General features: G+C 71.3%; 22 protein-coding genes and 2 pseudogenes. 12 read left to right on the forward strand and 12 right to left on the reverse strand.

Annotated elements, in window-relative coordinates; translation table 11 throughout:
* Nucleotides 1–50 precede the first annotated feature (50 nt).
* From L3i22_RS22900 to L3i22_RS22915, 4 genes are all read right to left on the reverse strand, one after another.
* Entirely contained in the window at nucleotides 51–650 is a 600-nt protein-coding gene (locus L3i22_RS22900; RefSeq protein WP_221328995.1) for a hypothetical protein, read from the reverse strand.
* Between the two features lie 155 nt (nucleotides 651–805).
* Nucleotides 806–1,075: a hypothetical protein gene (locus L3i22_RS22905; RefSeq protein ID WP_221328996.1), complete on the reverse strand. Its 270-nt coding sequence runs from the start codon at nucleotides 1,073–1,075 to the stop codon at nucleotides 806–808.
* Nucleotides 1,076–1,099: 24 nt separating this feature from the next.
* Nucleotides 1,100–1,786: a response regulator transcription factor gene (locus L3i22_RS22910; protein WP_221328997.1), complete on the reverse strand. Its 687-nt coding sequence runs from the start codon at nucleotides 1,784–1,786 to the stop codon at nucleotides 1,100–1,102.
* Nucleotides 1,783–3,033, reverse strand: coding sequence for a sensor histidine kinase (locus tag L3i22_RS22915; RefSeq protein ID WP_221328998.1), 1,251 nt, complete (start codon nucleotides 3,031–3,033; stop codon nucleotides 1,783–1,785). The genes L3i22_RS22910 and L3i22_RS22915 overlap by 4 nt, the downstream gene beginning before the upstream one ends.
* Before the next feature lie 142 nt (nucleotides 3,034–3,175).
* Here L3i22_RS22915 and L3i22_RS22920 point away from each other — a divergent pair, with 142 nt between their 5' ends.
* Complete coding sequence (locus L3i22_RS22920) at nucleotides 3,176–5,326, forward strand: MMPL family transporter (RefSeq protein WP_221328999.1); 2,151 nt, start codon at nucleotides 3,176–3,178, stop codon at nucleotides 5,324–5,326.
* On the opposite strand, the gene L3i22_RS22925 is transcribed toward L3i22_RS22920, so the two are convergent.
* On the reverse strand, nucleotides 5,313–6,185 hold the full coding sequence (locus L3i22_RS22925) for a LysR family transcriptional regulator (RefSeq protein WP_255658512.1): 873 nt from the start codon (nucleotides 6,183–6,185) through the stop codon (nucleotides 5,313–5,315). The genes L3i22_RS22920 and L3i22_RS22925 overlap by 14 nt on opposite strands.
* Nucleotides 6,186–6,266: 81 nt before the next feature.
* On the opposite strand from L3i22_RS22925, the gene L3i22_RS22930 reads away from it, so the two are divergent.
* Complete coding sequence (locus L3i22_RS22930) at nucleotides 6,267–7,001, forward strand: SDR family oxidoreductase (RefSeq protein WP_221329001.1); 735 nt, start codon at nucleotides 6,267–6,269, stop codon at nucleotides 6,999–7,001.
* A 46-nt stretch (nucleotides 7,002–7,047) separates the two neighbouring features.
* On the opposite strand, the gene L3i22_RS22935 is transcribed toward L3i22_RS22930, so the two are convergent.
* Nucleotides 7,048–8,577, reverse strand: coding sequence for a M4 family metallopeptidase (locus tag L3i22_RS22935; RefSeq protein WP_221329002.1), 1,530 nt, complete (start codon nucleotides 8,575–8,577; stop codon nucleotides 7,048–7,050).
* Between the two features lie 542 nt (nucleotides 8,578–9,119).
* Here L3i22_RS22935 and L3i22_RS22940 point away from each other — a divergent pair.
* On the forward strand, nucleotides 9,120–10,358 hold the full coding sequence (locus L3i22_RS22940) for a hypothetical protein (protein WP_221329003.1): 1,239 nt from the start codon (nucleotides 9,120–9,122) through the stop codon (nucleotides 10,356–10,358).
* Between the two features lie 92 nt (nucleotides 10,359–10,450).
* On the opposite strand, the gene L3i22_RS22945 is transcribed toward L3i22_RS22940, so the two are convergent.
* Entirely contained in the window at nucleotides 10,451–10,960 is a 510-nt protein-coding gene (locus L3i22_RS22945; protein ID WP_221329004.1) for a hypothetical protein, read from the reverse strand.
* 155 nt (nucleotides 10,961–11,115) lie between these two features.
* Here L3i22_RS22945 and L3i22_RS22950 point away from each other — a divergent pair, with 155 nt between their 5' ends.
* Entirely contained in the window at nucleotides 11,116–11,937 is an 822-nt protein-coding gene (locus L3i22_RS22950) for a hypothetical protein (RefSeq protein WP_221329005.1), read from the forward strand.
* A 56-nt stretch (nucleotides 11,938–11,993) separates the two neighbouring features.
* Here L3i22_RS22950 and L3i22_RS22955 read toward each other — a convergent pair whose 3' ends face one another.
* On the reverse strand, nucleotides 11,994–12,515 hold the full coding sequence (locus L3i22_RS22955; protein ID WP_221329006.1) for a CGNR zinc finger domain-containing protein: 522 nt from the start codon (nucleotides 12,513–12,515) through the stop codon (nucleotides 11,994–11,996).
* An 89-nt stretch (nucleotides 12,516–12,604) separates the two neighbouring features.
* Between L3i22_RS22955 and L3i22_RS22960 the strand changes: the two genes are divergently transcribed.
* Both L3i22_RS22960 and L3i22_RS22965 read left to right on the forward strand, forming a co-directional pair.
* Nucleotides 12,605–13,474: an alpha/beta fold hydrolase gene (locus L3i22_RS22960; RefSeq protein WP_221329007.1), complete on the forward strand. Its 870-nt coding sequence runs from the start codon at nucleotides 12,605–12,607 to the stop codon at nucleotides 13,472–13,474.
* Complete coding sequence (locus L3i22_RS22965) at nucleotides 13,471–14,184, forward strand: SDR family NAD(P)-dependent oxidoreductase (protein WP_255658513.1); 714 nt, start codon at nucleotides 13,471–13,473, stop codon at nucleotides 14,182–14,184. The genes L3i22_RS22960 and L3i22_RS22965 overlap by 4 nt, the downstream gene beginning before the upstream one ends.
* Here L3i22_RS22965 and L3i22_RS22970 read toward each other — a convergent pair.
* Nucleotides 14,181–15,509, reverse strand: coding sequence for a right-handed parallel beta-helix repeat-containing protein (locus tag L3i22_RS22970; RefSeq protein ID WP_221329008.1), 1,329 nt, complete (start codon nucleotides 15,507–15,509; stop codon nucleotides 14,181–14,183). The genes L3i22_RS22965 and L3i22_RS22970 overlap by 4 nt on opposite strands.
* 96 nt (nucleotides 15,510–15,605) lie before the next feature.
* Between L3i22_RS22970 and L3i22_RS22975 the strand changes: the two genes are divergently transcribed.
* From L3i22_RS22975 to L3i22_RS22985, 3 genes are all read left to right on the forward strand, one after another.
* Nucleotides 15,606–16,139, forward strand: coding sequence for a hypothetical protein (locus tag L3i22_RS22975; RefSeq protein WP_221329009.1), 534 nt, complete (start codon nucleotides 15,606–15,608; stop codon nucleotides 16,137–16,139).
* A gap of 66 nt (nucleotides 16,140–16,205) precedes the next feature.
* The gene (locus L3i22_RS22980; protein WP_221329010.1) at nucleotides 16,206–17,153 is read left to right on the forward strand and encodes a PHB depolymerase family esterase; all 948 of its coding nucleotides are present in this window, start codon (nucleotides 16,206–16,208) and stop codon (nucleotides 17,151–17,153) included.
* A 4-nt stretch (nucleotides 17,154–17,157) separates the two neighbouring features.
* Complete coding sequence (locus L3i22_RS22985) at nucleotides 17,158–17,904, forward strand: cyclopropane-fatty-acyl-phospholipid synthase family protein (protein WP_221329011.1); 747 nt, start codon at nucleotides 17,158–17,160, stop codon at nucleotides 17,902–17,904.
* A gap of 148 nt (nucleotides 17,905–18,052) precedes the next feature.
* Here L3i22_RS22985 and L3i22_RS22990 read toward each other — a convergent pair.
* Nucleotides 18,053–18,575: pseudogene (locus L3i22_RS22990) on the reverse strand (dihydrofolate reductase family protein).
* Nucleotides 18,576–18,778: 203 nt separating this feature from the next.
* Here L3i22_RS22990 and L3i22_RS22995 point away from each other — a divergent pair.
* Entirely contained in the window at nucleotides 18,779–19,603 is an 825-nt protein-coding gene (locus tag L3i22_RS22995; RefSeq protein WP_221329012.1) for a YwqG family protein, read from the forward strand.
* 4 nt (nucleotides 19,604–19,607) lie between these two features.
* Here L3i22_RS22995 and L3i22_RS23000 read toward each other — a convergent pair whose 3' ends face one another.
* Nucleotides 19,608–19,769 carry a hypothetical protein gene (locus tag L3i22_RS23000; protein ID WP_221329013.1) on the reverse strand — a complete coding sequence of 54 codons (162 nt, stop codon included), beginning with the start codon at nucleotides 19,767–19,769 and terminating at the stop codon, nucleotides 19,608–19,610.
* Nucleotides 19,770–19,911: 142 nt separating this feature from the next.
* A complete protein-coding gene (locus tag L3i22_RS23005; protein ID WP_255658514.1) occupies nucleotides 19,912–20,478 on the reverse strand; it encodes a TetR/AcrR family transcriptional regulator in 567 nt (188 codons plus the stop codon).
* A 138-nt stretch (nucleotides 20,479–20,616) separates the two neighbouring features.
* Between L3i22_RS23005 and L3i22_RS23010 the strand changes: the two are divergent.
* Both L3i22_RS23010 and L3i22_RS23015 read left to right on the forward strand, forming a co-directional pair.
* A pseudogene (locus tag L3i22_RS23010) lies at nucleotides 20,617–21,360 on the forward strand (SDR family NAD(P)-dependent oxidoreductase); the annotation flags it as partial.
* Nucleotides 21,361–21,399: 39 nt separating this feature from the next.
* The gene (locus L3i22_RS23015; RefSeq protein ID WP_221329014.1) at nucleotides 21,400–22,371 is read left to right on the forward strand and encodes an alpha/beta hydrolase; all 972 of its coding nucleotides are present in this window, start codon (nucleotides 21,400–21,402) and stop codon (nucleotides 22,369–22,371) included.
* The last annotated feature ends 182 nt before the right edge of the window (nucleotides 22,372–22,553 follow it).

Genomic DNA, 22,553 nt, shown 5'->3' on the forward strand with positions numbered 1-22,553 from the left:
ACCGCCGGCACGGCCGGAGCGGCGGGAGAACGTGTAGCCCGATTGTGTGGTCAGCCGGTCTGCTCATCGTCGGGTAACAGGGAGACCGATCGCGTCGCGGCGTCGCGGATCAGCTCGGCGTCCACCTCGGCCCGCGATTCGCCGATTGCGTGTGCCGGCCATTCGCAGACGAACGTCATCGGGCCGGGCGGCGGCAGCGGCCACACCCAGTAGCTCGTCTCGTACCGTCGCCCGCCCCCACCGCCACTGCCGTGCATCAACAGCGGGCCGACCGGGTCTGCCGACGGGTCCAGATGCGGATGGCGGCCCAGATTGCTGGCGGCGGCACCGTCGGCGAACTGCACGCCGAGACGCAGGAACCCCGGCGAAGGCGGGTCCTCGTCATAGAAGTCGCGGTGAAAGGCCTGGTTGAACAGTTCACCACGACGATCCTCCTGCCGCAGGACCACGGTGAGGGTGAACGCAAATCCGTTCGGGTAGGCAGCTATCCCGCTCACGGCGACGACGGCGTCACTGCCGCGGGCCAGGATGATCTCCTTGGCGACCAAGCCGCCCAGCGCGTCGTCCGGCCTCGCCCATCCAGGTTGCCGCGACGGCGCCGACTCCGGCTCAGGGACAGCCGGCCTCGGAAAGCGATCGAAGAAGCTCATTCCGGCAGCTTGCCACTTTCCCTGGAAATCGGAGTGCCCGGCTGGACGACCTCCCACCGGCAACCCGCGCTCCGATCGTCGCCGTGCGTGAAACCCCGCAAACGCGCACGGCCTGCGGCGTTCTCGCGGCTGGAAGGAATCTCCCCGGACCTGGGTCAGCGTGGTTCGGTCGGAGCCGGTTCCTGTTGTGTCCGGCGCAGGCGGCGAAGTGGACCGCGGAGGCGCCGGCTGTTGAAGACCGAGATCGCGGCACACACGATGGCCAGCAGGATCGTCTCGACCGGGTTGTCGGCGCCGCCCGCGAGGATCGCGATCATCAGGACGGCGCCGATGCCGAAGAAGACCGTCCAGATTCCGAAGAAGAGCACGCCGAGGACCCCGAGGATCCGGTCTCTGCCGCTGATCCGCACGTCCGACTCGTTCATGATCAACGAGGGTAGGCGTCGCGATCAGGTGTCGCCGGGTAGGGGGTCGCCGGGGCGGAGCAGGTCGTTCTGGTAGGCGAAGACGACCAGCTGGGCGCGGTCGCGGGCGTTCAGTTTGACCATCGTGCGGTTCACGTGGGTCTTCACGGTCAGCGGTGAGACGTAGAGGCGCTGGGCGATCTCGTCGTTGGTCAGGCCGTGCGCGACCAGCAGCAGGATCTCCCGCTCCCGGTCGGTGACGTGCCGCAGCGCCTCCGGGGCCGGGGCTGTCGGCGGGCGGATCTGCTGGATGAACCGGCTGACCAGGCCGCGGGTCGCTTTCGGGGAGAGCAGGGCGTCGCCGGCCGCGACCACCCGGACGGCGCTGACCAGGTCGGCCGGGGCGACGTTCTTGCCGAGGAAGCCGCTGGCGCCGGCCTGCAGGGCCAGGACCACGTTGTCGTCGTTGTCGAACGTGGTCAGCACCAGGACGCGGACCCCGGCGAGCCGTTCGTCGCCGGCGATCCGGCGGGTGGCCTCGATGCCGTCCATCTGCGGCATCCGGATGTCCATCAGGACGACGTCGACCCGGGCGGTGTGGCACAGGTCGACGGCCTCGCGCCCGTCGGCGGCCTCGCCGGCCACCTCCAGGCCCGGGTCGGCGTCGATGATCATGCGGAAGCCGGCCCGGATCAGCGCCTGGTCGTCGGCGAGCAGCACGCGGATGGTCACGCCGGCGCTCCCCGAGTAACGGCGTGCGACATCCGGCCATCAAAACCGGCCGGGTCATCAAAGTCGGCCGGGCCATCAAGATCAGCGGCGCTGCCGAGCCCCGGGGCGGCGAGGACGGCGTGGACCCGGAACCAGCCGCCGGCGACCGGGCCGGCGGTGACCGTCCCACCGGCCGCCGACGCCCGCTCCTGCATCCCGATCAGCCCGTACCCGGACCCGGTCGCTTTGCTCCGTGGCCAAGCGATCTTGTTGGTGACCTGCACGGAGACCGTCCCGGGCGCATAGGTGACGTCGAGCAGCGCGCTCCCGTCACCGTACTTGTGGGCGTTGGTCAGCGCCTCCTGCACGATCCGATAGGCGGCCAGATCGGTCACCGCCGGCAGCCGCCGCGCGTCGCCGTGCTGTTGGTGGCGGACCGCGAAGCCCATCGTGCGCAGCGTGGTGAGCAGCTCCGGCAGCCGGTCCAGGCCGGGCGTGGGCTCGGTGCTGTCCAGCTCGCCGGGGTCGCGGAGCACGCTGATCACCGACTTGATCTCATCGAGGACGGTGTCGGCGGCCTCCCGGATGTGCCCGAGCACCGGCCACACCTTCTCCGGCTGGCCCTGCAGCGCGTGGGTGGCGGCGCCGGCGTGCACGCTGATCACCGCGATGTGGTGGGCGACCACGTCGTGCAGCTCCCGGGCGATGCGCAGCCGCTCGTCCATGACCCGGCGGCGGGCCTCCTCCTCGCGGGTCAGCTCGGCCTGCCGGGCCCGTTCGACGACCGCGGCGACGTAGGCGCGCCGCATCCGGATCGAGTCGCCGACCCCGGCCCCGCCGAAGACCCACGCGAACAGGCCGAGCAGGTTCAGATTCCACCAGGTGGTGAAGTGGAAGATGGTGCCGGCCACCATCAGGGCCACGAACACCGCCCGGGCGTAGAACCAGGGCCGGCGCACCGGGCTGTACAGCGCCGCCGAGTAGAGCAGCACCCCGGCCGCGATGAACACGCCCGGGACCGGCGGGTCCACGGCGAGCGTGCCGCAGGCGAGCGCGGTGACCACGGCCAGACTGCCGCGCGGGAACCGGCGCCGGGCCAGGACGGCGGCCGCGACGATCCCGGCGAAGGCCAGGGCCAGGCCGGTGAGCGCGGTCTGCTCCATCTTCAGGATGATCGCCACCACGACCGCGGCGAGCCCCACGTCGCCGAGGCGGGCACGCTGCCGCAGCAGCCAGAACGGAACCCACCGGGCCATGACGTCGTGCATGACGCCGACGGTAGGCGGGCGCGCGCCGATCTTCGACCTGTTCCCGTGGTATCCGCCCGGCCGGAAGATACCGCGCCCGCAGTACACCGGCGCCTGCGTCGGCGGGACGCCCCGGCGGCGCGATCCCGGAACCGTAGGGGACGTGGCTACCTTGCTCTACCGGCTCGGCCGGTTCTCGTTCCGCCGTCGACGGCTCACCCTCGCGGTGTGGGTCCTGATCCTGGCCGTGCTGGGCCTGGGCGCGGTCACGCTGTCCGCGCCGACCAGCAGCGCCTTCGAGATTCCGGGCACGGAGTCGTCGCGGGCGCTGCAGGTCCTGCGGGAGAAGTTCGGCGCCGACTCCGATGCCGCCACCGCCAGGGTCGTCTTCACCGTGACCGGCGGCGCCAAGCTGACCGACGCGGGCCCGAAGGCGGCGATCGAGACGGCGGTCGCCGCCCTCCAGCAGGCGCCGCGGGTGGCCGCGGTCGCGGACCCCTTCAAGACCAAGACCATTTCCCAAGACCAGCAGACGGCGTACGCGACGATCACCTACCCGGTCGCGGCCACCGACGTGAGCACCGCGGACCGTACGGCGCTGCTGGCCGCCGGCGCGACCGCGGAGACGGGCGGCGTCCGGGTCGAGTACTCCGGCGAGGTCACCGACACCACCACCGAGAGCCACGCCGGCGAGGCGATCGGCATCCTGGTCGCCGCGTTCGTCCTGCTCATCACGTTCGGGTCGCTGGTCGCGGCCGGGCTGCCGCTGCTGACCGCGATCGTCGGGGTCGGCCTGGGCATGCTCGGCATCCAGACCGCGACCGGGTTCTTCGACCTGTCGTCGTCGACCTCGGCGCTGGCCACCATGCTCGGGCTGGCCGTCGGCATCGACTACGCGCTGTTCGTGGTCTCCCGCTACCGGCACGAGCTGGGCCGGGGCCATGACGGCGAGGAGGCCGCCGGCCGGGCCGTCGGGACCGCCGGGTCGGCCGTGGTCTTCGCCGGCCTCACCGTGATCATCGCGCTGGCCGCGCTGTCGGTGACCGGGGTGCCGTTCCTGACCGCGATGGGCATCGCCGCGGCCGGCACGGTCGCCGTCGCCGTGCTGGTCACGCTCAGTCTGCTGCCCGCGATCCTGGGCTTCGCCGGCCGCAAGGTGCTGCCCCGCAAGAACCGGGACGCCCCCGCGCAGCCCGGCCACAAGCTGCCGTTCGGCGAGCGCTGGGGCCGGGGCGTGCTGCGGCACCGCTGGGTGGCGCTGCTGCTCTCGCTGGGCGTGCTCGCCGTGGCCGCGGTCCCGGCGCTCGACCTGCGGCTCGCGCTGCCCGACGACGGCACCGCCGCGGTGGACTCCACCCAGCGCAAGGCCTACGACCAGCTCGCCGAGGGGTTCGGCGCGGGCTTCAACGGGCCGCTGGTGATCGTGGTCGGCGCCGCCGAGGCGGGCCGGGCGCAGCAGGCGATCGCCACCCTGCCGGACGTCGCCGCGGTCACTCCGCCGACGGTGAACCCGGCCGGGGACACCGCGATGCTGACCGTGGTGCCGTCCAGCGCGCCGACGGCCGAGGCGACCAAGGACCTCGTGCACGCGATCCGGGGCCGGCACGTGCCCGGCCTGGCGGTGACCGGGCCGACGGCCGTCAACATCGACATCTCGGAGAAGCTGAGCGCGGCGCTGATCCCGTACCTCGCAATCGTTGTCGGTCTTGCCTTTGTGCTCTTGATGTTGGTGTTCCGCAGCGTGCTGGTGCCGCTCAAGGCGACGGCCGGCTTCCTGCTGTCGGTGGCCGCCGCGTTCGGGGCGCTGGTCGCGGTGTTCCAGAACGGACATCTCGCCGGGCTGATCGGGCTGGAGTCGACCGGGCCGATCGTCAGCGTGATGCCGATCTTCCTGATCGGGATCCTGTTCGGGCTGGCCATGGACTACGAGGTCTTCCTGGTCACCCGGACCCGGGAGGAGTTCGTGCACGGGGCCGGACCGGACGAGGCGGTCGTCGCCGGGATGCGGCACGGCGCCCGGGTGGTCACCGCGGCCGCGCTGATCATGATGAGCGTGTTCGCCGGGTTCATCCTCGCCGACGACACGATCATCAAATCGCTCGGTTTCGCGCTCGCCTTCGGCGTCGCCGTCGATGCTTTCATCGTACGGATGACCATCGTCCCGGCCGTGCTCTCGCTGCTCGGCCGTGCCGCCTGGTGGCTGCCGCGCTGGCTCGACCGGGTGCTGCCGGACGTGGACGTGGAGGGCGAGAAGCTGGCCCGGCAGCTGGCCGCCGAGCCGGAACCGCGGGAGCCGGCGCTCAGCGCTCCCTGACCCCGCCGAGCAGCGCGGCCGCGACCCTGGTGAACTCCTCGACCAGCGGGCCGGTCTCCCCGGGCCGGGCGGCGACCAGCACCCGGCACGGCTCGACGTCGTGGACCCGGACCCAGGTCAGGTCCCGGCGCAGGGCCGTGTCGTCGCCGCCCAGCGGGGCCATGGTCAGCGCGTCCCCGGCCGCGACCAGCTCGAGCTTGTCCTCCATGGTCGCGGCGACCGGCCCGTCCGGGGCGGGCCGGCCGTCCGGGCGCGGATCGATCCGCCAGTACGCGTCCAGCGCCGGATCCGGGTAGCGGACCAGCGGCTCGTCGGCGAAGTCGGCCAGGCTCACCGACTCCTTGCCGGCCAGCCGGTGGGTGACCGGCACGACCAGCACCTTCGGCTCGTCGTAGAGGACCGTGACGCGCAACCGGCCGGCCGGCAACGGGGTGCGGGCGAGCACCACGTCGACCCGGCGGTCGAGCAGGGCCGCGGCCACGTCCGGCTGGGTGAGGTGCCGGGTCCGCGCGCTGATGCCACGACGGCGCAGCTCGCGGACCACCGGCGTGACGATCAGGTTGCCGGTGTGGCCGATCAGCAGGGTCGGCGAGCCGTTCGCGGACCGGGCCCGGTCCACCGCGCGCTCGGCCGCGGTCAGCAGCGCGAGCGCCTCGGGCAGGAACGCCTGGCCGGCGGCGGTCAGGTGACTGCCCTGCCGGGTGCGCTCGAACAGGCGCACGCCGAGCACCTTCTCCAGCTGCTGGATCTGGCGGCTCAGCGACGGCTGGGCGGTCCGCAGGGCGGCGGCCGCGCGGTGGAAGTTGCCGTGCTCGGCGACCACGGTGAAGTAGCGGACCAGCCGGAGGTCGATGTCCACCCAGCCATGATGCCTGATCGGTATCACCCGAGGTGAAACCGGTCTTTTACGCCGGGGTGCCGGCCTTCCTAGCGTGGGCGCATGACTTCACGCACAGCGCTCATCACCGGCGGGACCAGCGGGATCGGGCTGGCCACCGCCGCCCTGCTGCACCGGACCGGATACCGGGTGGCGGTCACCGGTTCGACGGCCGAGTCGGTCGAGGCGGCCCGGGCGCAACTGCCGGACGAGGTGGTCGTTCTTCGGGCCGACGCGCGATCACTCGCGGACACCGATCGGGTGGTCGGGGAGCTGCGCGAGCGGTTCGGGTCGCTGGACGTGCTGTTCCTCAACGCCGGGCTGGTCCGCGGGCTGCCGATCGAGGACTACGACGAGGCGACCGTCGACGACCTGCTCGCGGTCAACTTCAAGGGGCAGTTCTTCACGCTGCAGAAGGCGCTGCCGCTGCTCAACGACGGGGGCAGCGTGATCTTCACGGTCGGGATCGGGGTGACCCGGGGGATCGGCGCGGGATCGGCCGCGGCTGCCAGCAAGGGGGCGGTGCTTGCCCTCGTACCGTCGCTGGCTCTTGAACTTGCTCCTCGGGGTGTCCGGGTGAACGCGGTCAGCCCCGGCGCCATCGCGACTCCGATCTGGTCGAAGTTCGGGATGAGCGTCGAGGCGGCGCAGGCCGCGATGGGCGGGCGGATCCCGTTCGGACGGCTCGGGACCGCCGACGAGATCGCCGAGGTGGTCGCGTTCCTGGCCTCGCCGGGCGCGTCCTACCTGACCGGCGAGAACATCGTGGTCGGCGGCGGCTCCGGGCTCAGCGCGTGAAACGGCCGGGCCGGCAGCTCGCCGGCCCGGCCGCAGATCAGCGGAATCAGCAGGTGGGCTCGCCGGACTGGGCCGGCAGGCTGACCGCGTTCCAGGCGGCCTTGACCGCGTTGAACTGGGTGCAGCTGCCCGGGTACAGGTTCTTCGCGGCCTGCAGCGTCCACACCCGGTACTTGGCGTAGGACGAGCTGGACGTCTTCAGCAGCATCGCGTTGTACATGATCTTGATCGCGGTCTGGATGCCGACCCCGGTCACCGTGGAGCTGTTGCAGGTCGGGCTGGCCGGCTGGCCGTTGCCGCTGCTGCCCTGGGCCAGCAGGTAGAACCAGTGGTTGCCGGGACCGGCCGCGGCGTGCACCTCGGAGCCCGGCGTGCTGGACGAGTAGCAGTTGCTGTCCCCGGCCAGCGACGGGTTGTACATGTACCGGATCGGGCCGCTGCCGACCAGGTTGACCTCTTCGCCGACCTGGTAGTCGGCCGGGTCGTTCGGGTTGGCCGCGAACGCCTCGGTCGCCGCCCCGATGGTGTCGGCGACGAACTCCTGGGTGCCGCCCTTCGAGATGCCGCCCGGGGTCTTGTCGTCGATGCCGTGACCCAGCTCGTGGCCGACGACGTCCAGCGACGAGATCCACTTACCGGCGGTGTTCTTGCCGATCTGCACCTGGGTGCCGTCGTAGTACGCGTTCTGCTGGTTCAGCCCGACCCGGATCGGCCAGGCGCCGCCCGAGCCGTTCTGCGCGTTGCGCCCGAGCCACGACGACAGCATCGAGACCTGCTTCTGCGCCACGTACAGCGCGTCCACGCAGCCGGTCTCCTTGCTGGTGCCGACGCCGTTGCCCCACACGTTGTCGGAGCCGGTGAAGGTCGCCCGGGTGGAGGCGTCCTGGCAGCTCAGGTTCGTGACGGACGGGTCCTTGAGCGAGTACGTCGAGCCGGACAGCGTGGTGTTCAGCGACACCGAGCCGTTGATCCAGCCGGTCCCGGAGCCGGTCACCTCGGTGACGTGCTCCTCCGAGCCGAGCACCGCGCCGGTCACCGCGTCCACGTCGACGGTCAGGCGGCTGACGCCCTCGGCGCTGGTGCCGTTGACCGTCGTCTCGTAGGCGAGCCGGGCCGCCTGCCCCTCGGCGGCGACCACGATCAGCTGCGTGCCCTCGACCCCGCTGACCGTCTTGAGCTGCTTCTTCGCGGTGGCGGTAGCGGTGTTGGCGGAAATCTTCGCCGTGGTGGAGATTTCCCCGATCGGGCTGCTCTGCGCGACCGAGGTGTACCGGGTCTGGCCGGCGCTGTCGGTGACGATCACCAGGTCGCCGCCCTTGACCGTCAGACCCTTGTAGGTGCGGTCGTATGCCGCGTACGTCAGGCCCTGCGACTGGACGACCTGGCTGCGCCGGAAGGCGTCATGCCCGCTCGCCTGCAGAACCGCCGGCCGGGCGGCCACCACGGCGTCGGCCTGGGCGACCGCGTCCACCGCCGGGGCGCTCGGCTGCGCAACCGCCGGGGCGGACACCGCGACCAGCGCCGAGGCCGCGGCGGTACCGGTCGCCAACGCGACGACCAGGGATTTTCGCACCATGTCAGGTACTCCTTCCCCGCCCGCGGGGGTGGCGGGCAGGCTAGGCCTCCGGTGCGGCGGTCTGGCCGTCACCGGCTGTGACAGGTGTGACGCTATCTACATCCATCTATTTTTGGAATAGCCGGGACCATCCCGTGCCCCGGGCGGAGGACCATATTCTTTGCGTACGACCTGGGCCCGCGCCCGCATCGGTGTCGACCGCGGTGCAGACGGTGTCCAGGTGCGTCGTGGCCTGCTGCCGGCAGGGGGTAGTGATGGTTTCCGGCGCCGCGACCGCATCCGGACCTCGTCGCCTGACGCGGCTTCGCGCAGCCTTTTCGTACTTCCGAGGTGCCTTGCCCGGCGTGCGGAAGGGACGCTGCTCCATGGCGCGTTGGAGGGACGAGCCCATTTGAGTGGTGGATCGAAGCCGTGGCCCTCTCTGTGCGCTCGCTGAGAACCGCTCAGCTTCCTCCCAATGACGTCTCGTCAGACTTTCCGCCGGAAGTCGATTCTGGCTGGAGGCCGATTTCATGCACATGTCCCGCCGTAGATTGCTGGGAATGGCCGCCGCGTCTGTCGCCGCGCCGGCGCTCACCGGTACAGCCGCGCACGCCGCACCGCAGGCGCAGCGCATTCCGCTGCGGTTGAGCTTGCCGGCGCCGACCGGCCCGTACCGGGTGGGCGTCACCGATCTGCACCTGGTCGACCATTCCCGTCCTGATCCGTACATGACCGGGCAGCCCTATCGGGAACTGATGGTCAGCGTCACCTACCCGGCCGACGACATCCGAGGTCATGAACGGTCCGGCTGGCTCACCCCTGGCCTGGCGGCGGTCGCGGGGGAGCGATACGACCCGCTCGTGGACGAGCGGCCGGGCCTGGTCGATTGGGCCGGCGCCCGTACGCACGCCTACACGAACGCACCGGTGAAGACCGTCGAGGGTGGATGGCCCATCCTGGTGCGGCCGCTCGAACATTGGGGAAGCGCGTCACACATCCGGATCGCCATGGCGGAGATGGCGAGCCGCGGTTACATCGTCGTGGCTTCCGAGCCGACGTTCGAGACTCCGGTGCTCTTCCCCGGCGGCCGGAGTGTGCCCGCTGATCCGGCGGCGAATCCGCCGACCGATTTCCCCGACCTGGTGCAGTTCGTGCGGGAAAAAGTCTATGGCTCCCGGGTGGCTGACGCCAGATTCGTCCTGGACCAACTGCAGTCACTCCAGAACGGCAAGAACGCCGACATCAGCGGTCAGGTGCTTCCCCGAGGACTGCGCCGGGCACTCGATCTACAGCGGGTCGGGGTGTTCAGCGGTGGCTGGTCCACCGGACTGATGAGTCTGCAACTGCTGCACGACGACCCGCGGATCGACGCGGCGTTCGTAGGGGACACCGTGGTGAGCGTCCAGGATGAGAACAGCGACCTCCGCCTGCCGTGGCTTCCCGCTGTGCGGGTGGACCGCCCGACGTTCGTCATGGGTCCGACTCTGGTGGGTGCGGATCCGATGTGGGACAGCCAGTGGCAGAACCTGCATGGCTGGCGGCGGGAGACCGAGTTGGTCGATGCCGGCCAGTTTTCCTTCCTCGACTTCCAGTCGTTGTTGCCGCAGATCCAGGTCGGCCTGGGTCAGCCGGCCGAAAAGTACTCCGCTTTTATCGGCACGATCGCGCCGGGGGAGTCGCTCCGGACCCAGCACACCTATCTGGCCGCGTTCTTCGACAAGTTTCTTCGGGGGCGCGACAACCGCCTGCTCGACGGCCCGTCAAAACGCTTCCCGGCCGTGCGATTTACCCGCCGATAATCAAGCCACGCATCGAACGCGTCGCTGGGCCGTCCGTTCGTTGATGTCCGAGTGGCCGACGGGTGACCGGCCAGGGCAGGGCGAGGCCTTCGTCAGTTGTCGAAGTGGGTGAGCCGCTGGAAGTTGAGGGTTGCCGGCGTGTGGAAGAAGGTCGCGGCGAAAGCGTGGGCGGGTTCGACCGAGGTGACGAGCCAGCCGAGGCCGGGTATCTCGAACATCCTGCCGGGCGTCGGGTTGCCGTCGATGGTTGCGGTGACGAGGGCTCCGCCGGACGAGACGAGTTCGATGAGTTGCTCGGTGGCGTCTGGTACCGAGAGGTGCTGGCTCTCCGCGAAACGGTCCGAGAATGCCAGTACGGCTTGGAGGGACGGACCGGAATAGACGCCCGACAAGCGTTCCGGCGCGAAGGACCACACCGTGACGCCGGGAAGATCAGACTTGTTCTCGTCGTCCGGGGCGCCTCCGCGGACCCGTGCTACTCCGACGACCGCTCCTCGGGTCTCCATCCACCCGTCCCACGCCGGTTCTCCGAGTTCCTCGCGCACCGCGTCGAACACGGGGAAGGAGATGTCGCGGCTGGGATCGAGCGAGGGAGTCTCCACGCCCTGAGCGTAGAAGCGACGGCGCACTGCCGCGATGAGGTGCGCTGACAGCTGACTCCGGCGGCGGCTGCGCGGAACCCGGCGGCTTGCTGCGGACCGGGTCCAGGCGCACGACGGTGACCCAGGTGTGGGCCGGCGCTTGTATCGTGCGGGCTGTGGAACCGGCTGAACCGCCGCGGCGGGCGTGGAGCACGCAGCCCGTGCGCGATCACCGCCGCCCGCGCGCGAACTGGCTGACCACGACCCTCGGCGTGCTCGGCTTCGTCGGCGTCTGCTGTGGGCTCACGGTGATCAAGACCTCGGCCCACTTCGCGGCCCGCTGGATCGGCCTGCTCCCGACGCTGGGCCTGGTGGTGCTGGGCGTCGTCGTGGCGATGGTGCGGGCGGACCTGCTGCGCCGGCGGGACCAGCGGATCCGCCGGGAACTGGACTCCTATCTGGAGCGCGAGGACTGGTCACCGGTCACCGGACCGACGTCCTGGCCGTGGACGGCGCCCGAGGGCACGGTCACCGTGGACCGGGCGTACGGCGGACGGTTTTCGATGGTCTTCGGGGAGATCTCCTGGAGTCGGGACGCACTCGGCGGCAGCACCGACAACTCGACGGGCCGGGGCGTTTTCTGGGTCGTCACCCTGCCGCGGCCCGTTCCCGACGCGGCGGTCCAGCGGCGCCGGGGCGTTCCGCGCCGCCGCGCCGGCGAGGACGAGTTCCGGCGGCGGTTCCGCTGCATCATCGACGAGCCGTGGATCGCCGATCGCCTCGCCGGCCCGGCCGTCCGCGAGGCCTACGTGAGCGGCCGGATCCCACCGTGGACGGTCCGCGGCGACCAGCTCTACGTCGTGATCAGGACGAAGCGGCAGCTCGATCCGGCGCTGGTGGCGACCCTGGTCGACCAGGCGCAGACCCTGAGCCGGTTGCTGACCGCGCCGGCCGGCCCGGACCCGATCCAGGAGGCGCCACCGGGAATCGCCGGGTAACGCCGGGCCGATCCACGGGCGGGTGCGCTGGACCGGGCCCGTTGCGGCCGGTGTGCTCACGCCGTACGCAAATCGGTGTTTGATCTTGGGTTTTGACTGGTCTTTCGTTCGTAGTGGCGGCGGGCCTTCATGCGGTTGCCGCAGATGGCCATGGAGCACCAGCGGGCGCTGTTCGACTTGCTCTGGTCGAGCAGGAACAGCCGGCACTCGGTGTTGGCGCAGGCCCGCAGCCGGCCCGGGCTGTGCACCCGCAGCGCGTCCCAGGCGAGCACCGCGCGGGCCGCTGCCGTCCGGCCGGCGGGCAGGTCGAGCACCCAGGTGATCCCGTCCGCGCGCATCTCGGGCCGGCGGCTCACCCCGGCGGTGAAGCGGGCCAGGCCGTCGGTGCCGCCCGTGCCGCGGACGAGTTCCTGCAGCTCGGACCGCACGTCAAGCAGCGCCCGCCACTCGGCGTCGGTGGCCGGCTGATCGTGAGCGGTGAGCCAGTCCGGGCCGGTGAGCTCGTCCTTCGGCGTCCCGTCGAGTACGGGCGTCGAGTTGAGCAGGGCCAGCAGCAGGGCCTCGTCGGTCGTCGGCATGTCGCAATCCTAACCCCCATACGTCGCTTGACAGGTTACAGGCGTCATGCTTGAGTTCTAACCATCAACGCCGTCAACGGAGGTTAGCAATGAACGTCGTGCATCACCGCTACGTCACCGTCCAGGGTCGGCGGCTGTTCTACCGGGAGGCCGGACCGGCCGACGGCCCGGTGGTCGTGCTGCTGCACGGGTTCCCGACCAGCTCGTTCATGTTTCGTGAGCTGATCCCCGCGCTGGCCGGGCGCTACCGGGTGATCGCGCCGGACCATCTGGGCTTCGGGCTGTCGGATGCCCCGCCGGCCGACGAGTTCGGCTACACCTTCGACGCGCTGACCGAGCTGACCGCGGGGCTGCTCGACCAGCTCGGGGTGGTCAGCTACGCGATCTACGTGCAGGACTACGGCGCGCCGATCGGCTGGCGGCTCGCGCTGGCGAACCCCGGCGCGATCACCGCGATCATCACGCAGAACGGCAACGGGTACGACGCCGGCTTCGTCCCCGGGTTCTGGGCGACGGTGTGGGCGTACCACCGCGAGCGGACGCCGGAGACCGAGGCCGGCGTGCGCGGCGCGCTGACCCGCGAGGCGATCCGCTGGCAGTACCTGACCGGCGTCCCGGACGAGACCCTGGTCAGCCCGGACACCTGGGAGCACGACTTCGCGCTGGTGTCGCGGCCCGGCAACGACCTGGTTCAGCTGGCGCTGTTCGGCGACTACGCGACCAACCCGCCGCTGTACCCGGCGCTGCACGAGTACCTGCGCACGCACCGCCCGCCGGTGCTGGCGGTCTGGGGCGAGGGCGACGAGATCTTCGGCCCGGACGGCGCCCGCGCGTTCGCCGGGGACGTCCCGGACGCCGAGATCCACCTGCTCGCCGGCGGCCACTTCCTGCTGGAGAGCGCCGGCGACCAGGTCGCCGACCTGATCAACGACTTCCTGGACCGCAGGGTCAAGTCGTGAGCGACCTGACCGGGCGGACCGTGCTGGTGGTCGGGCGGGCCGGCGGCATCGCCCGCGCGATCACCCTGGCGGTCCGCGAAGCCGGCGGGCAGGTCGTGGTCGCCGGCCGGGATCCGGAGGCGCTCGCCGCCGCCTACGACGACCCCGGCGTCACCGCGGAACAGGTCGACCTGACCGATGAGCGCAGTGTCGCCGCGCTGGCCGGGCGGCTCGGCCGGGTCGACCACGTGGTGTCCACCGCCTCGGCGCGGGCTCGCGGCGTCGTGGGGGAGCTGGACCACGACACCGTGCTCGCGTCGTTCGACGTGAAGGTGCTCGGGCCGATCCTGCTGGCCAAGCACTTCGCGCCGCGGCTGCCGGCGGACGGCTCGTTCGTGCTGTTCTCCGGCTCGTCGGCGCGCAAGCCCACGGCCGGCATGCTCGCCGTCGGGGCCACCAACGCCGCGGTCGACGTGGTGGCCCGCGGCCTGGCGGTCGAGCTCGCGCCGATCCGGGTGAACGCGATCTCGCCGGGCACGATCGACACCGGGGCGTACGACGGGCTCGGCGAGCAGCGCAAGGCCGAGCTGTTCGCCGCCCGGCGAGCCGGCAGCCCGGCCCGCCGGATCGGCACCGCCGCCGACGTGGCCGAGGCCGTGCTGTTCGCGCTGACCAGCACGTTCGTGACCGGCCAGGTGCTCGGCGTGGACGGCGGCGAACCGCTCGTCTAGGACTCGAAGGCGCCCAGGTCCGGGGCGGCGCCGTTGTACGACAGTCCGACGTTCGTGCCCTTGTCGATCAGGGTGCTGCCGGCGGCGAGACGCAGGTACGGCAGGACGGGCAGGCTGCCGTCGGACTGGCGCGAGACGTTCCAGCCGGTGGTGGCCACGCTCTGGAACTGGGCGTCCGACATGGTCACGCCCAGGTTCCACGAGTTGTACGACGCACTCGTGCCGCTCATGTTCGCGGTGAGCGTCCCGGCGTACGCAATATTGTTCCTGAGGTTTCCGAGACCGACCGCCGAGCCGCCGGAATTGATCCCGAGCATGTCGAAATCGACGCCGTTGCTGTAGGCGGTGTTGTTGAAGTAGTCGTTGGCGACCGTGTGATGGTTGCTGTAGAAGCCCTGCGACCGGTTCAGGAACGCCACCGACTGCCGGACCGTGTGCTTGACGCCGCCGGAGACGTAGACACCGCCGTATCCGCCGGCCTTGAACCCGGCCCCGTTCCCGGCCGCCGTCGTGGTCTGCGGCAGGTAGCCGTTGCGCCACGACCACGAGTTCTCGATGGTCACCGGCGAATACGCGTTGATCAGGTCGAAGCCGTCGTCGGAGTTCCACCACGACCGGCAGCCGCGGAACACGTTCCCGGACTTCCCGGCCGCGATGTGCGCGCCGAATCCGTCGGCGTTCTCGCCGGCGCCGTTCGAACTGTACGGATCGTAGTTGTCGTGCGAGTCCGAGTTGAGCACCAGATTGTTGCCGCCGCCGGCGACGAACACACCCGGCCCCATGTTGTTGTGCGTGTTCAGCTTCTCGAACGTGTTGTTGCTCCCGGAGATCCAGACGCCCCACGACTCGTGGTTCGCGCTGTTGTTCTGCCGCACCCCGCTGATCTCGAAGCCGCGCAGGTAGACGTAGCTGCCGGTGACGTCGAAGCCCTTGATCCGGCAATTGACGCCGGTCATCCCGGAGAAGTCGAACAGCACCTTCTCGCCCGGATAGTTGACGTAGCTGATCGGGCTGCCGGAGGTGCCGCTCTTGTTCAGCGTGATCGCGTCGACGACCGCGGTCTGGCTGGAGCAGCTGGTGGTCGCGGCGGTGTAGGCGTACGTGCCGGCCCGGAAGTTGACCGTGTCGCCGGCCGCGGCGACGCTCTGCGCCTTGGCGATCGTCTTCCACGGCGCGGCGATCGTGCCGGACGCGCTGTCACTGCCGCCGGGGGAGACGTAGTAGACGGCGGCCGCGTGCGCGGCGGACGGGACGGCCACGGCGATCGCCGTCACGCCGGTGGTGAGCAGACACGTCAGTGCCGCCCGGAGTCGGTGCTCTCGCATTGGTGCTCCTCAGGCTAAGGGGGATTGAGGAGCGTCAATTAAGTCACTTAAGTTACGGGCCGGTCAAGGTTGCGGCCGGGACATAGGCTGCCGTCCATGATCGGCGAGCACGTGCGCGACCTGGCCGTCACCGCGGCGATCTTCGGGTTCTTCGCCTCCTCCTGGTTCGGCTGGGCGCAGGAGGCGCCGCCCCGCCGCTGGCGCCCGTGGCTGATCGCCGGCTCGGTGACCAGCGTCCTCACCCTGCTGGCCGGGCTCCTGCTGGCCTGGCCGCACTGGAGCGACGGCACCGTCTTCGACGAGGACACCAGTCGTACGTTCGGGATCGTCGTCGGGATCGAGTTCGGCGCGGCGGCCCTCGGCGCGGGGCTGCTCGCCCTGCGCCGCAAGACCGAACTGATGTCGGTGTGGATCGCGTTCGTCGTCGGTGTGCACCTGTTCCCGGTCGCCGCGATCATGCACTACCCGGCGATCCACGTCGTCGGCGCGCTGGTCACGCTGGGGTCGCTGGCCGCGGTGCCGGTCGCGCGCTCCCGGGGCCTGACCCCGAGCGCCGTGGTCGGCGCGTCCACCGGAACCATCCTGGTCACCGGCGCGATCCTCTCGGCGGTGGCCGCGGCCGCCGCCTGATTCCCGGAACCTCGACAGTATGAACACAACGGTCATCGTCGATGGGTTCGGGCGCACGGTGGGGGCATGACACCACTGTTCGCGGCAACCGCCGCCCTGCTGTTCCTGGTGCCGGCCCCGGCGACGGAGACGGCACCGGGCACGATCACCGACCGGCCGGTGCACACCACCGGCTGCGGCAAACGGCCACCGGCCCCGGCCGGCACCTCGATCACCCGGACCGTCACCAGCGGCGGGATCGACCGCACCTACCTGCTGCACCTGCCGGCCGGCTACCGCCCGGGCCGCGCCACGCCGGTCGTGCTCAGCTTCCACGGGCGCACTCGTACCAGCGAATACCAGGAAGAGCTCACCCGGATGGACGACCTCGACGCGATCGTCGCCTATCCGCAGGGCACGATCGGCACCGATGGCCAGCCGTCGTTCCAGGGCGCGCCGTACTCGTCCGGCGTGGACGACGTGCGGTTCACCGGCGACCTGCTCGACGACCTCCAGCGGCGGCTGTGCGTCGACCCGGCCCGCATCTTCGTCTCCGGCAAGTCCAACGGCGGCGGCTTCGCGGGCCTGCTGGCCTGCCGGCTGGCCGGGCGGATCGCGGCGTCCGCACAGGTCAGCGGCGCTTTCTACCCGCAGGGCGGGGACTGTGCGCCGAGCCGGGCGATCCCGGTCGTCGAGTTCCACGGGACGGCGGACGCCACGATCCCGTACGCCGGCAATCCGGCCAAGGGACTGCCGCCGATCATGGAGTGGCTCGGGGCCTGGGCCGTACGCAATCGATGCTCTTCCGATTTCTCGCAGCGCACCCCGGTCGCCGGAGTGACGAGATTTGCCTGGTCACGATGCGCCGCGGCGGTCGAGCACTACCGGATCGACGGGCTCGGGCACACCTGGCCGAGCACCACGACGAACCCGGACTCGGCCACGCCCACGGTGCTCGACGCGACGCCGATCATCTGGCGCTTCTTCCGGGCCCACCCGCTGCGATCCGCGGTGGAGGGCTGCGTGTTCACTTAGCGGTGTGGATCGTCAACGGCTGAGCAGCATCGCGCACACCCACCACCCGATCGCCGCCCCGATCTCCGGGGTGAACGTCAACCGGCTCCTGCGCCGCGCCGATCGCCGGCCGGCCGCCCGGATCCTCGACCTGGGCTGCGGCGAGGCGGCCTGGTCGCTGCAGGCGCTCGCGCACTGCCCGGACGGGCACGCCGACGGCGTCGACCTGAGCCCCTATGCGCTGGAGCGGGCCGCGGCCACCGCCGAGATGCGCGAGCTGTCCGACCGGCTCACCCTGCACCGGCGCGACGCCCGGACCTACGTGCCGGACGGCGACTACGACCTGGTCCTGTGCGTCGGCGCGACGCACGCGTTCGGCGGCTTCGCCGAGACCCTCGAACTGGCCGGCCGGCACGTCAACCGCGACGGCGTGCTGATGGTCGGCGAGGGTTTCTGGGCGGTGCCCCCGACGAAGGCCGCGCTGACCGGCCTGGACACCACGCCCGACGAGTTCACCGACCTGCCCGGCCTGGTCGAGCAGGCCGCGAAGGCGGGCTGGGCGCCGACCTACGCGCACGTCAGCGAGGCCGCCGAGTGGGACGACTACGAGTGGTCCTGGACCGGCTCGCTGACCGGCTGGGCCCTGGACAATCCCGGCCATCCGGACGCGGCCGACGCCCTCGCCGCCGCTCAGACCCACCGCGACGGCTGGCTCCGCGGATACCGCGGCGTCCTCGGATTCGTCACGCTGGTCCTGCGCCGGGCTTCTTAATTCAAGATCTTCATTTCCTACGTCCGCCGTGGTCCGGATCGCCGCTCCCGCGGGGACCCTTGCGGGCTTCGCAAGGGCGCGGGGCGCCCAGAACGCGAAACCCGCAAGGGCGACGTCCGTGGCTGGGCACGGTTTACCCCGAAAACCATCAACGGCGCACCGGATAGCGCAGGTGAAGCACCCGATCGCCCGGGATCACCAGGTCCGGATCCGCCAGCGACGTCCATGCGCACCTCGTCGACCAGGCCCGCGGCCAGCACCTGACCACCGGCATCGCCCGCGGCGACCTCGACCAGGCGGTCACCGGCGAGCTCCCGCGCCCGGGCCACGGCCGCCTCGACACCGTCGACGAAGTGGAACGGCGCCGCGGGATCCCAGCCCTCCGGCGCCGGCCGGTGCGTCACGACGACCACGTGGTCCATCCCGCCCGGCGGCTTGCCGTCCCAGCCGTCCGTCAGGTCGAAGACGTGCCGCCCGACGATCGTCACCCCGATCTGGTCCCAGTACGGCCGGATGTAGTCGTAGGACGTCTTCGACACCATCAGCACGCCGCTCTCGTCCAACGGGACGTCACCGCTGGTCAGCCAGTCGAACAGCGGCCCGGGCTGGTCATTGTCGTCCGCGACGAAGCCGTCCACCGACACCGAGCTGTACAGGACCACCTTGCCCACTGGTCTCTCCTCTGCGTGTGGTGCCCTCCGAATTAGCGTGTCATTCGCGGTCGTTCCTGTTCTGCCGCCTATCGCATCGCGACAGTCTGCAGGTCCGCCACACCGCGCGAGTGCAGGGCTTTGAACAGGGAATACGCGAACTCCGAGGGGATGGCTGCCAGCGCATCGGACGTGATTCCCCGGCTCTGCCACTATGTCCGGTCATGGACTACCACGATCGATTTCTGCGGGCCGCGACCGAGCAGGGTGTGCCGCGGGACGAGGCGGCCCGCTACGCCGAACTGGTCCTTCGATTCCGGATCAGGGCCGGCGCCGGGCCGGACGGGGTGCGCGCCGGACGCTTCGGCGGGCTGCCGCACCTGCCGGCCGACATCGCCTGGCCGTGCATCCGGCCGGGGGTGCCGCTGCCGTACCTGGCGGCGGTCGACTGTGCAGCGCTCCCCCGGATCGCCGGGTTCGCCCTGCCTGCGGGCGGCTCGCTGCTGTTCTTCCTGTCGCCCGAGGCGGCCATGTCGTCGTGTTCGGTGCCGGAGGAGCAGCAGTTCGCCCGGGTCGTGCACGTGCCGGCCGGCACGGTGACGGCGCCGACCGGGCCGCCGGCCGACGACTGCGACGACGAGCCGCTGACCGGCCCGGAACACGACCTGTACGCGCGGGTCGAGCCGGACCTGCCGGACTGGCTCGATCAGCCCCCAGAGTTCCTGACCGACCTGGAGAAACAGTTGACCCGCGACATTCCGGGCATGGCGCAGCTCACCGCGGTCGTCGACCGGCTCTGGCCGGGCCGGGTGCCGTGGATCGAGGACGACCTGCTGCTCGGTGGGTACTCGGTGTCGGCGCAGGACAGCCCCGAGTCGATCCTGGCCGACGACAGCTCCGAGGAGGCCGTGCTGCGCGGGTGGGTGGCGCTGGCCCAGTTCGCGGTGCCGCACGAGGAGTACGTGAACGGGCGGTTCCTGATCCGGCACCAGGACCTGGAGGCCGGGCGGTTCGACAAGGCGCTGTCGTTCTGTGAGTTCACCGAGTGAGCCGTCACGGCGTACCAGGAAGAATGTCGAGCCAGGCGCGAACCGCCCGCCCCGAGCCGAGCAGGACCACCGGCGCCGCCGCGCCGCGCGCAGCCGCGCCACCGCGCCACCGCGCCACCGCGCCACCGCGCCACCGCGCCACCGCGCCACCGCGCCACCGCGCCACCGCGCCACCGCGCCGCGCGCAGTCGCGCAGTCGCGCAGGGCCGAGCTTCCCGATACCGCGGGCGGGGTCGTTCGTGACGCTGCCGTGCCGCGCGCGACCGGGCCCCCGGCAAGCGCGGGCGCAGGCCGTCGAGTTCGGGCCCCTACTTCAGGGCGTTCGCGGCCAGTCGGAGGTCGGTGAAGGCCCAGTCGAGGTGGGCGTGCAGATCCTCGGTGCGGTCGGCACCCCAGCGGCGCACGGCGATCCCGTAGGTGTCCATGCCGACCTGGGCGCACAGCGCCGCCAGCCGGTCGGCGACCCCGCGCGCCCGGAGCGCGTCGGTGAGCGCGCCGACCAGCGCGGCGTTTTTCGCCAGCGCCCGCTCCTGCAGCGCCGGTGTCGCCGCGATGACCGGGACCCGCCGCTCGGTGACCGGCAGGTTCTGCTCGATCAGGGGAACCGCCTGGTGGAACGCGGTTCGTAAGGTCGGCAGCGGCTTGGTCCCGGCCGGGACCGCCGCGACCGCGTCGGTCAGCAGCTCGCGCAGCTGCGCCTCGCCGTCGAAGAAGACCTCGCGCTTGTCCGTGAAGTGCCGGAAGAACGTCCGCTCGGTGACGCCCGCCCGGACCGCGATGTCACCGGTCGTCGTCTTGTCATAGCCATGCTCCAGATACAGCTCCAGCGCGGCCTCCTGCAGGCGCAGCCGCACATCATCCGAATTCCGTGGCACGCCATCACCCTAACACAGCCGACAGTGACTGACACACCCTTGCGTCAGTCACTGTCGCGAGATAACGTCAGCGACTGACAGCACGAAGCGTCAGTCACTGACAGATGGGGGCCGACCACGGACCACCGTTTCACCGGCAGGACGGTCGTCGTCACCGGCGCCAGCTCCGGCATCGGCGAGGGCATCGCCCGGCGGTTCGCCGCCGAGGGGGCGAATCTCGTGCTCGCCGCCCGGCGCACCGAGCGGCTCGACGCACTCGCCGCCGAGCTCGGCCCGGCCCGCACGCTCGCCGTCACCACCGACGTCACCAGCCAGGCCGACGTGCGGGCGATGATCGAGGCGGGCGCTGCCCGGTTCGGCGGCATCGACGTCCTGGTCTCCAACGCCGGCGTCGGCCTGGCCAGGGATTTCGAGGAGACCAGTCTCGACGACTGGCGACTGGTGATGAGCACCGACGTCGACAGCTGCTTCTTCGGCGCGCAGGCCGCGCTGCCACATCTGAAGGAGAGCCGGGGCTGCATCGTCCAGATCGCCTCCGCGTCCGGGCTCGGCGGCGATCGCCGGCTCACCGCCTACAACGCGGCCAAGGGCGCGGTCGTGAACCTCACCCGCGGGCTCGCGTTCGACCTCGGCCGGTTCGGGATCCGGGTCAACACCGTCGCCCCGTCCCTGACCATGCCCGCGGAGCTCGCGCCGGCCCACGCGGACCTGATCGCGCGCTTCGACCAGCGCCGCGCGCTCGCCGGGTTCAGCACCCCGGCCGACGTCGCCGCGGCGGTCAGCTTCCTGGCCTCGGCCGACGCCCGCTTCGTCACCGGCACGATCCTGCCCGTCGACGGCGGCATCACCGCCGGCAGCGGCCAGCCCAACCTTTTCCTCTGACCTCGTCTTCATCTGACCTCGTCCTCCGAAGGAGTCACCATGCCCGTCAACACCGAAGCCCTCGACCCCGAAGTCGCGGCCGCATTCGACGCCCTGCCCAAGGCGGCGAACGGCACCCTGCTCGACCTCTCCGACATCCCGGGGCTACGCGCGCAGTTCGGCGCGCTCCGAGCCGGGATGCCGGCCCGCACACCGGACCCCCGGGTCACCATCGAGACGCTGCGGATCCCGCGTGCCGACCGGACCGATCTCGAGGTCGTGCTGTACCGGCCGGTGAACGTCCCCGAAGCCCTCCCGGCCCTGCTCTGGTTCCACGCGGGCGCGCAGGTGCTCGGCGACAACGCCCGCGACGACGACGAGTACCACACCGCCCTGGCCTTGGACCTGGACTGCGTCCTGGCCGCCGTCGTCTACCGCCTCGCCCCGGAGACACCCGCCCCGGGCGCGGCTGAGGACGGCTACCTCGCCTACACCCACCTCGCCACGCACGCCGCCGAGCTGCGGATCGACCCGGCGCGGATCGGCCTGGCCGGCGCCAGCGGCGGTGGCGCACCCGCCGCGGCGACCGCGCTCATGCTGCGTGACCGTCAGGACCCGCCGCCGTGCCTGCTGGGCCTGCTATACCCGATGCTCGACGACCGCCTGGCGACGCCGTCGAGCCAGGAGAGCGCGGCCGAGGTGGCCTTCACCCGCCAGGACATGCGGCTGGCCTGGTCCGCGGTGCTGGGCGACCGGCTCGGCGCCGATGACCTGCATCCGTACTGCGCGCCCGGACGTGCCGGCGACCTGCGCGGCCTGCCGGACGCCTTCGTCGCGGTCGCCCAGTTCGACACGCTGCGCGACGAGGGCCTCGACTTCGCGCGCCGGCTCGTCGCCGCCGGTGTCCCTGTCGACCTGCACCTCTACGCCCGGGTGTTCCACGCGTGGGACCGGTTCGCCCCGGCGTCGGCGCCGGCCCGCTCCTTCGAACAGACCTGGCGCGACTTCCTGCGCCGCCGCCTGCGAGCCTGAGCACAATCGGCCCGAGCGGCGGCCCGGCCGCGTTCGAGCCGAATGTAGTGGTCGACGCTGACCCCGGCGCCGGGATCAGCAGCACGGTGACCGCGCGGCGACACGCTTCGGCTCCCGGCCCATCCCCGGTAGCCACCGCCCGCAGACCACCGCGAGCCGGAGCTGGGATCGGCACCGCCCGC

Origin of the sequence: Actinoplanes sp. L3-i22 (genome assembly GCF_019704555.1) — a bacterium.
In the GTDB taxonomy this organism is placed as follows: domain Bacteria; phylum Actinomycetota; class Actinomycetes; order Mycobacteriales; family Micromonosporaceae; genus Actinoplanes.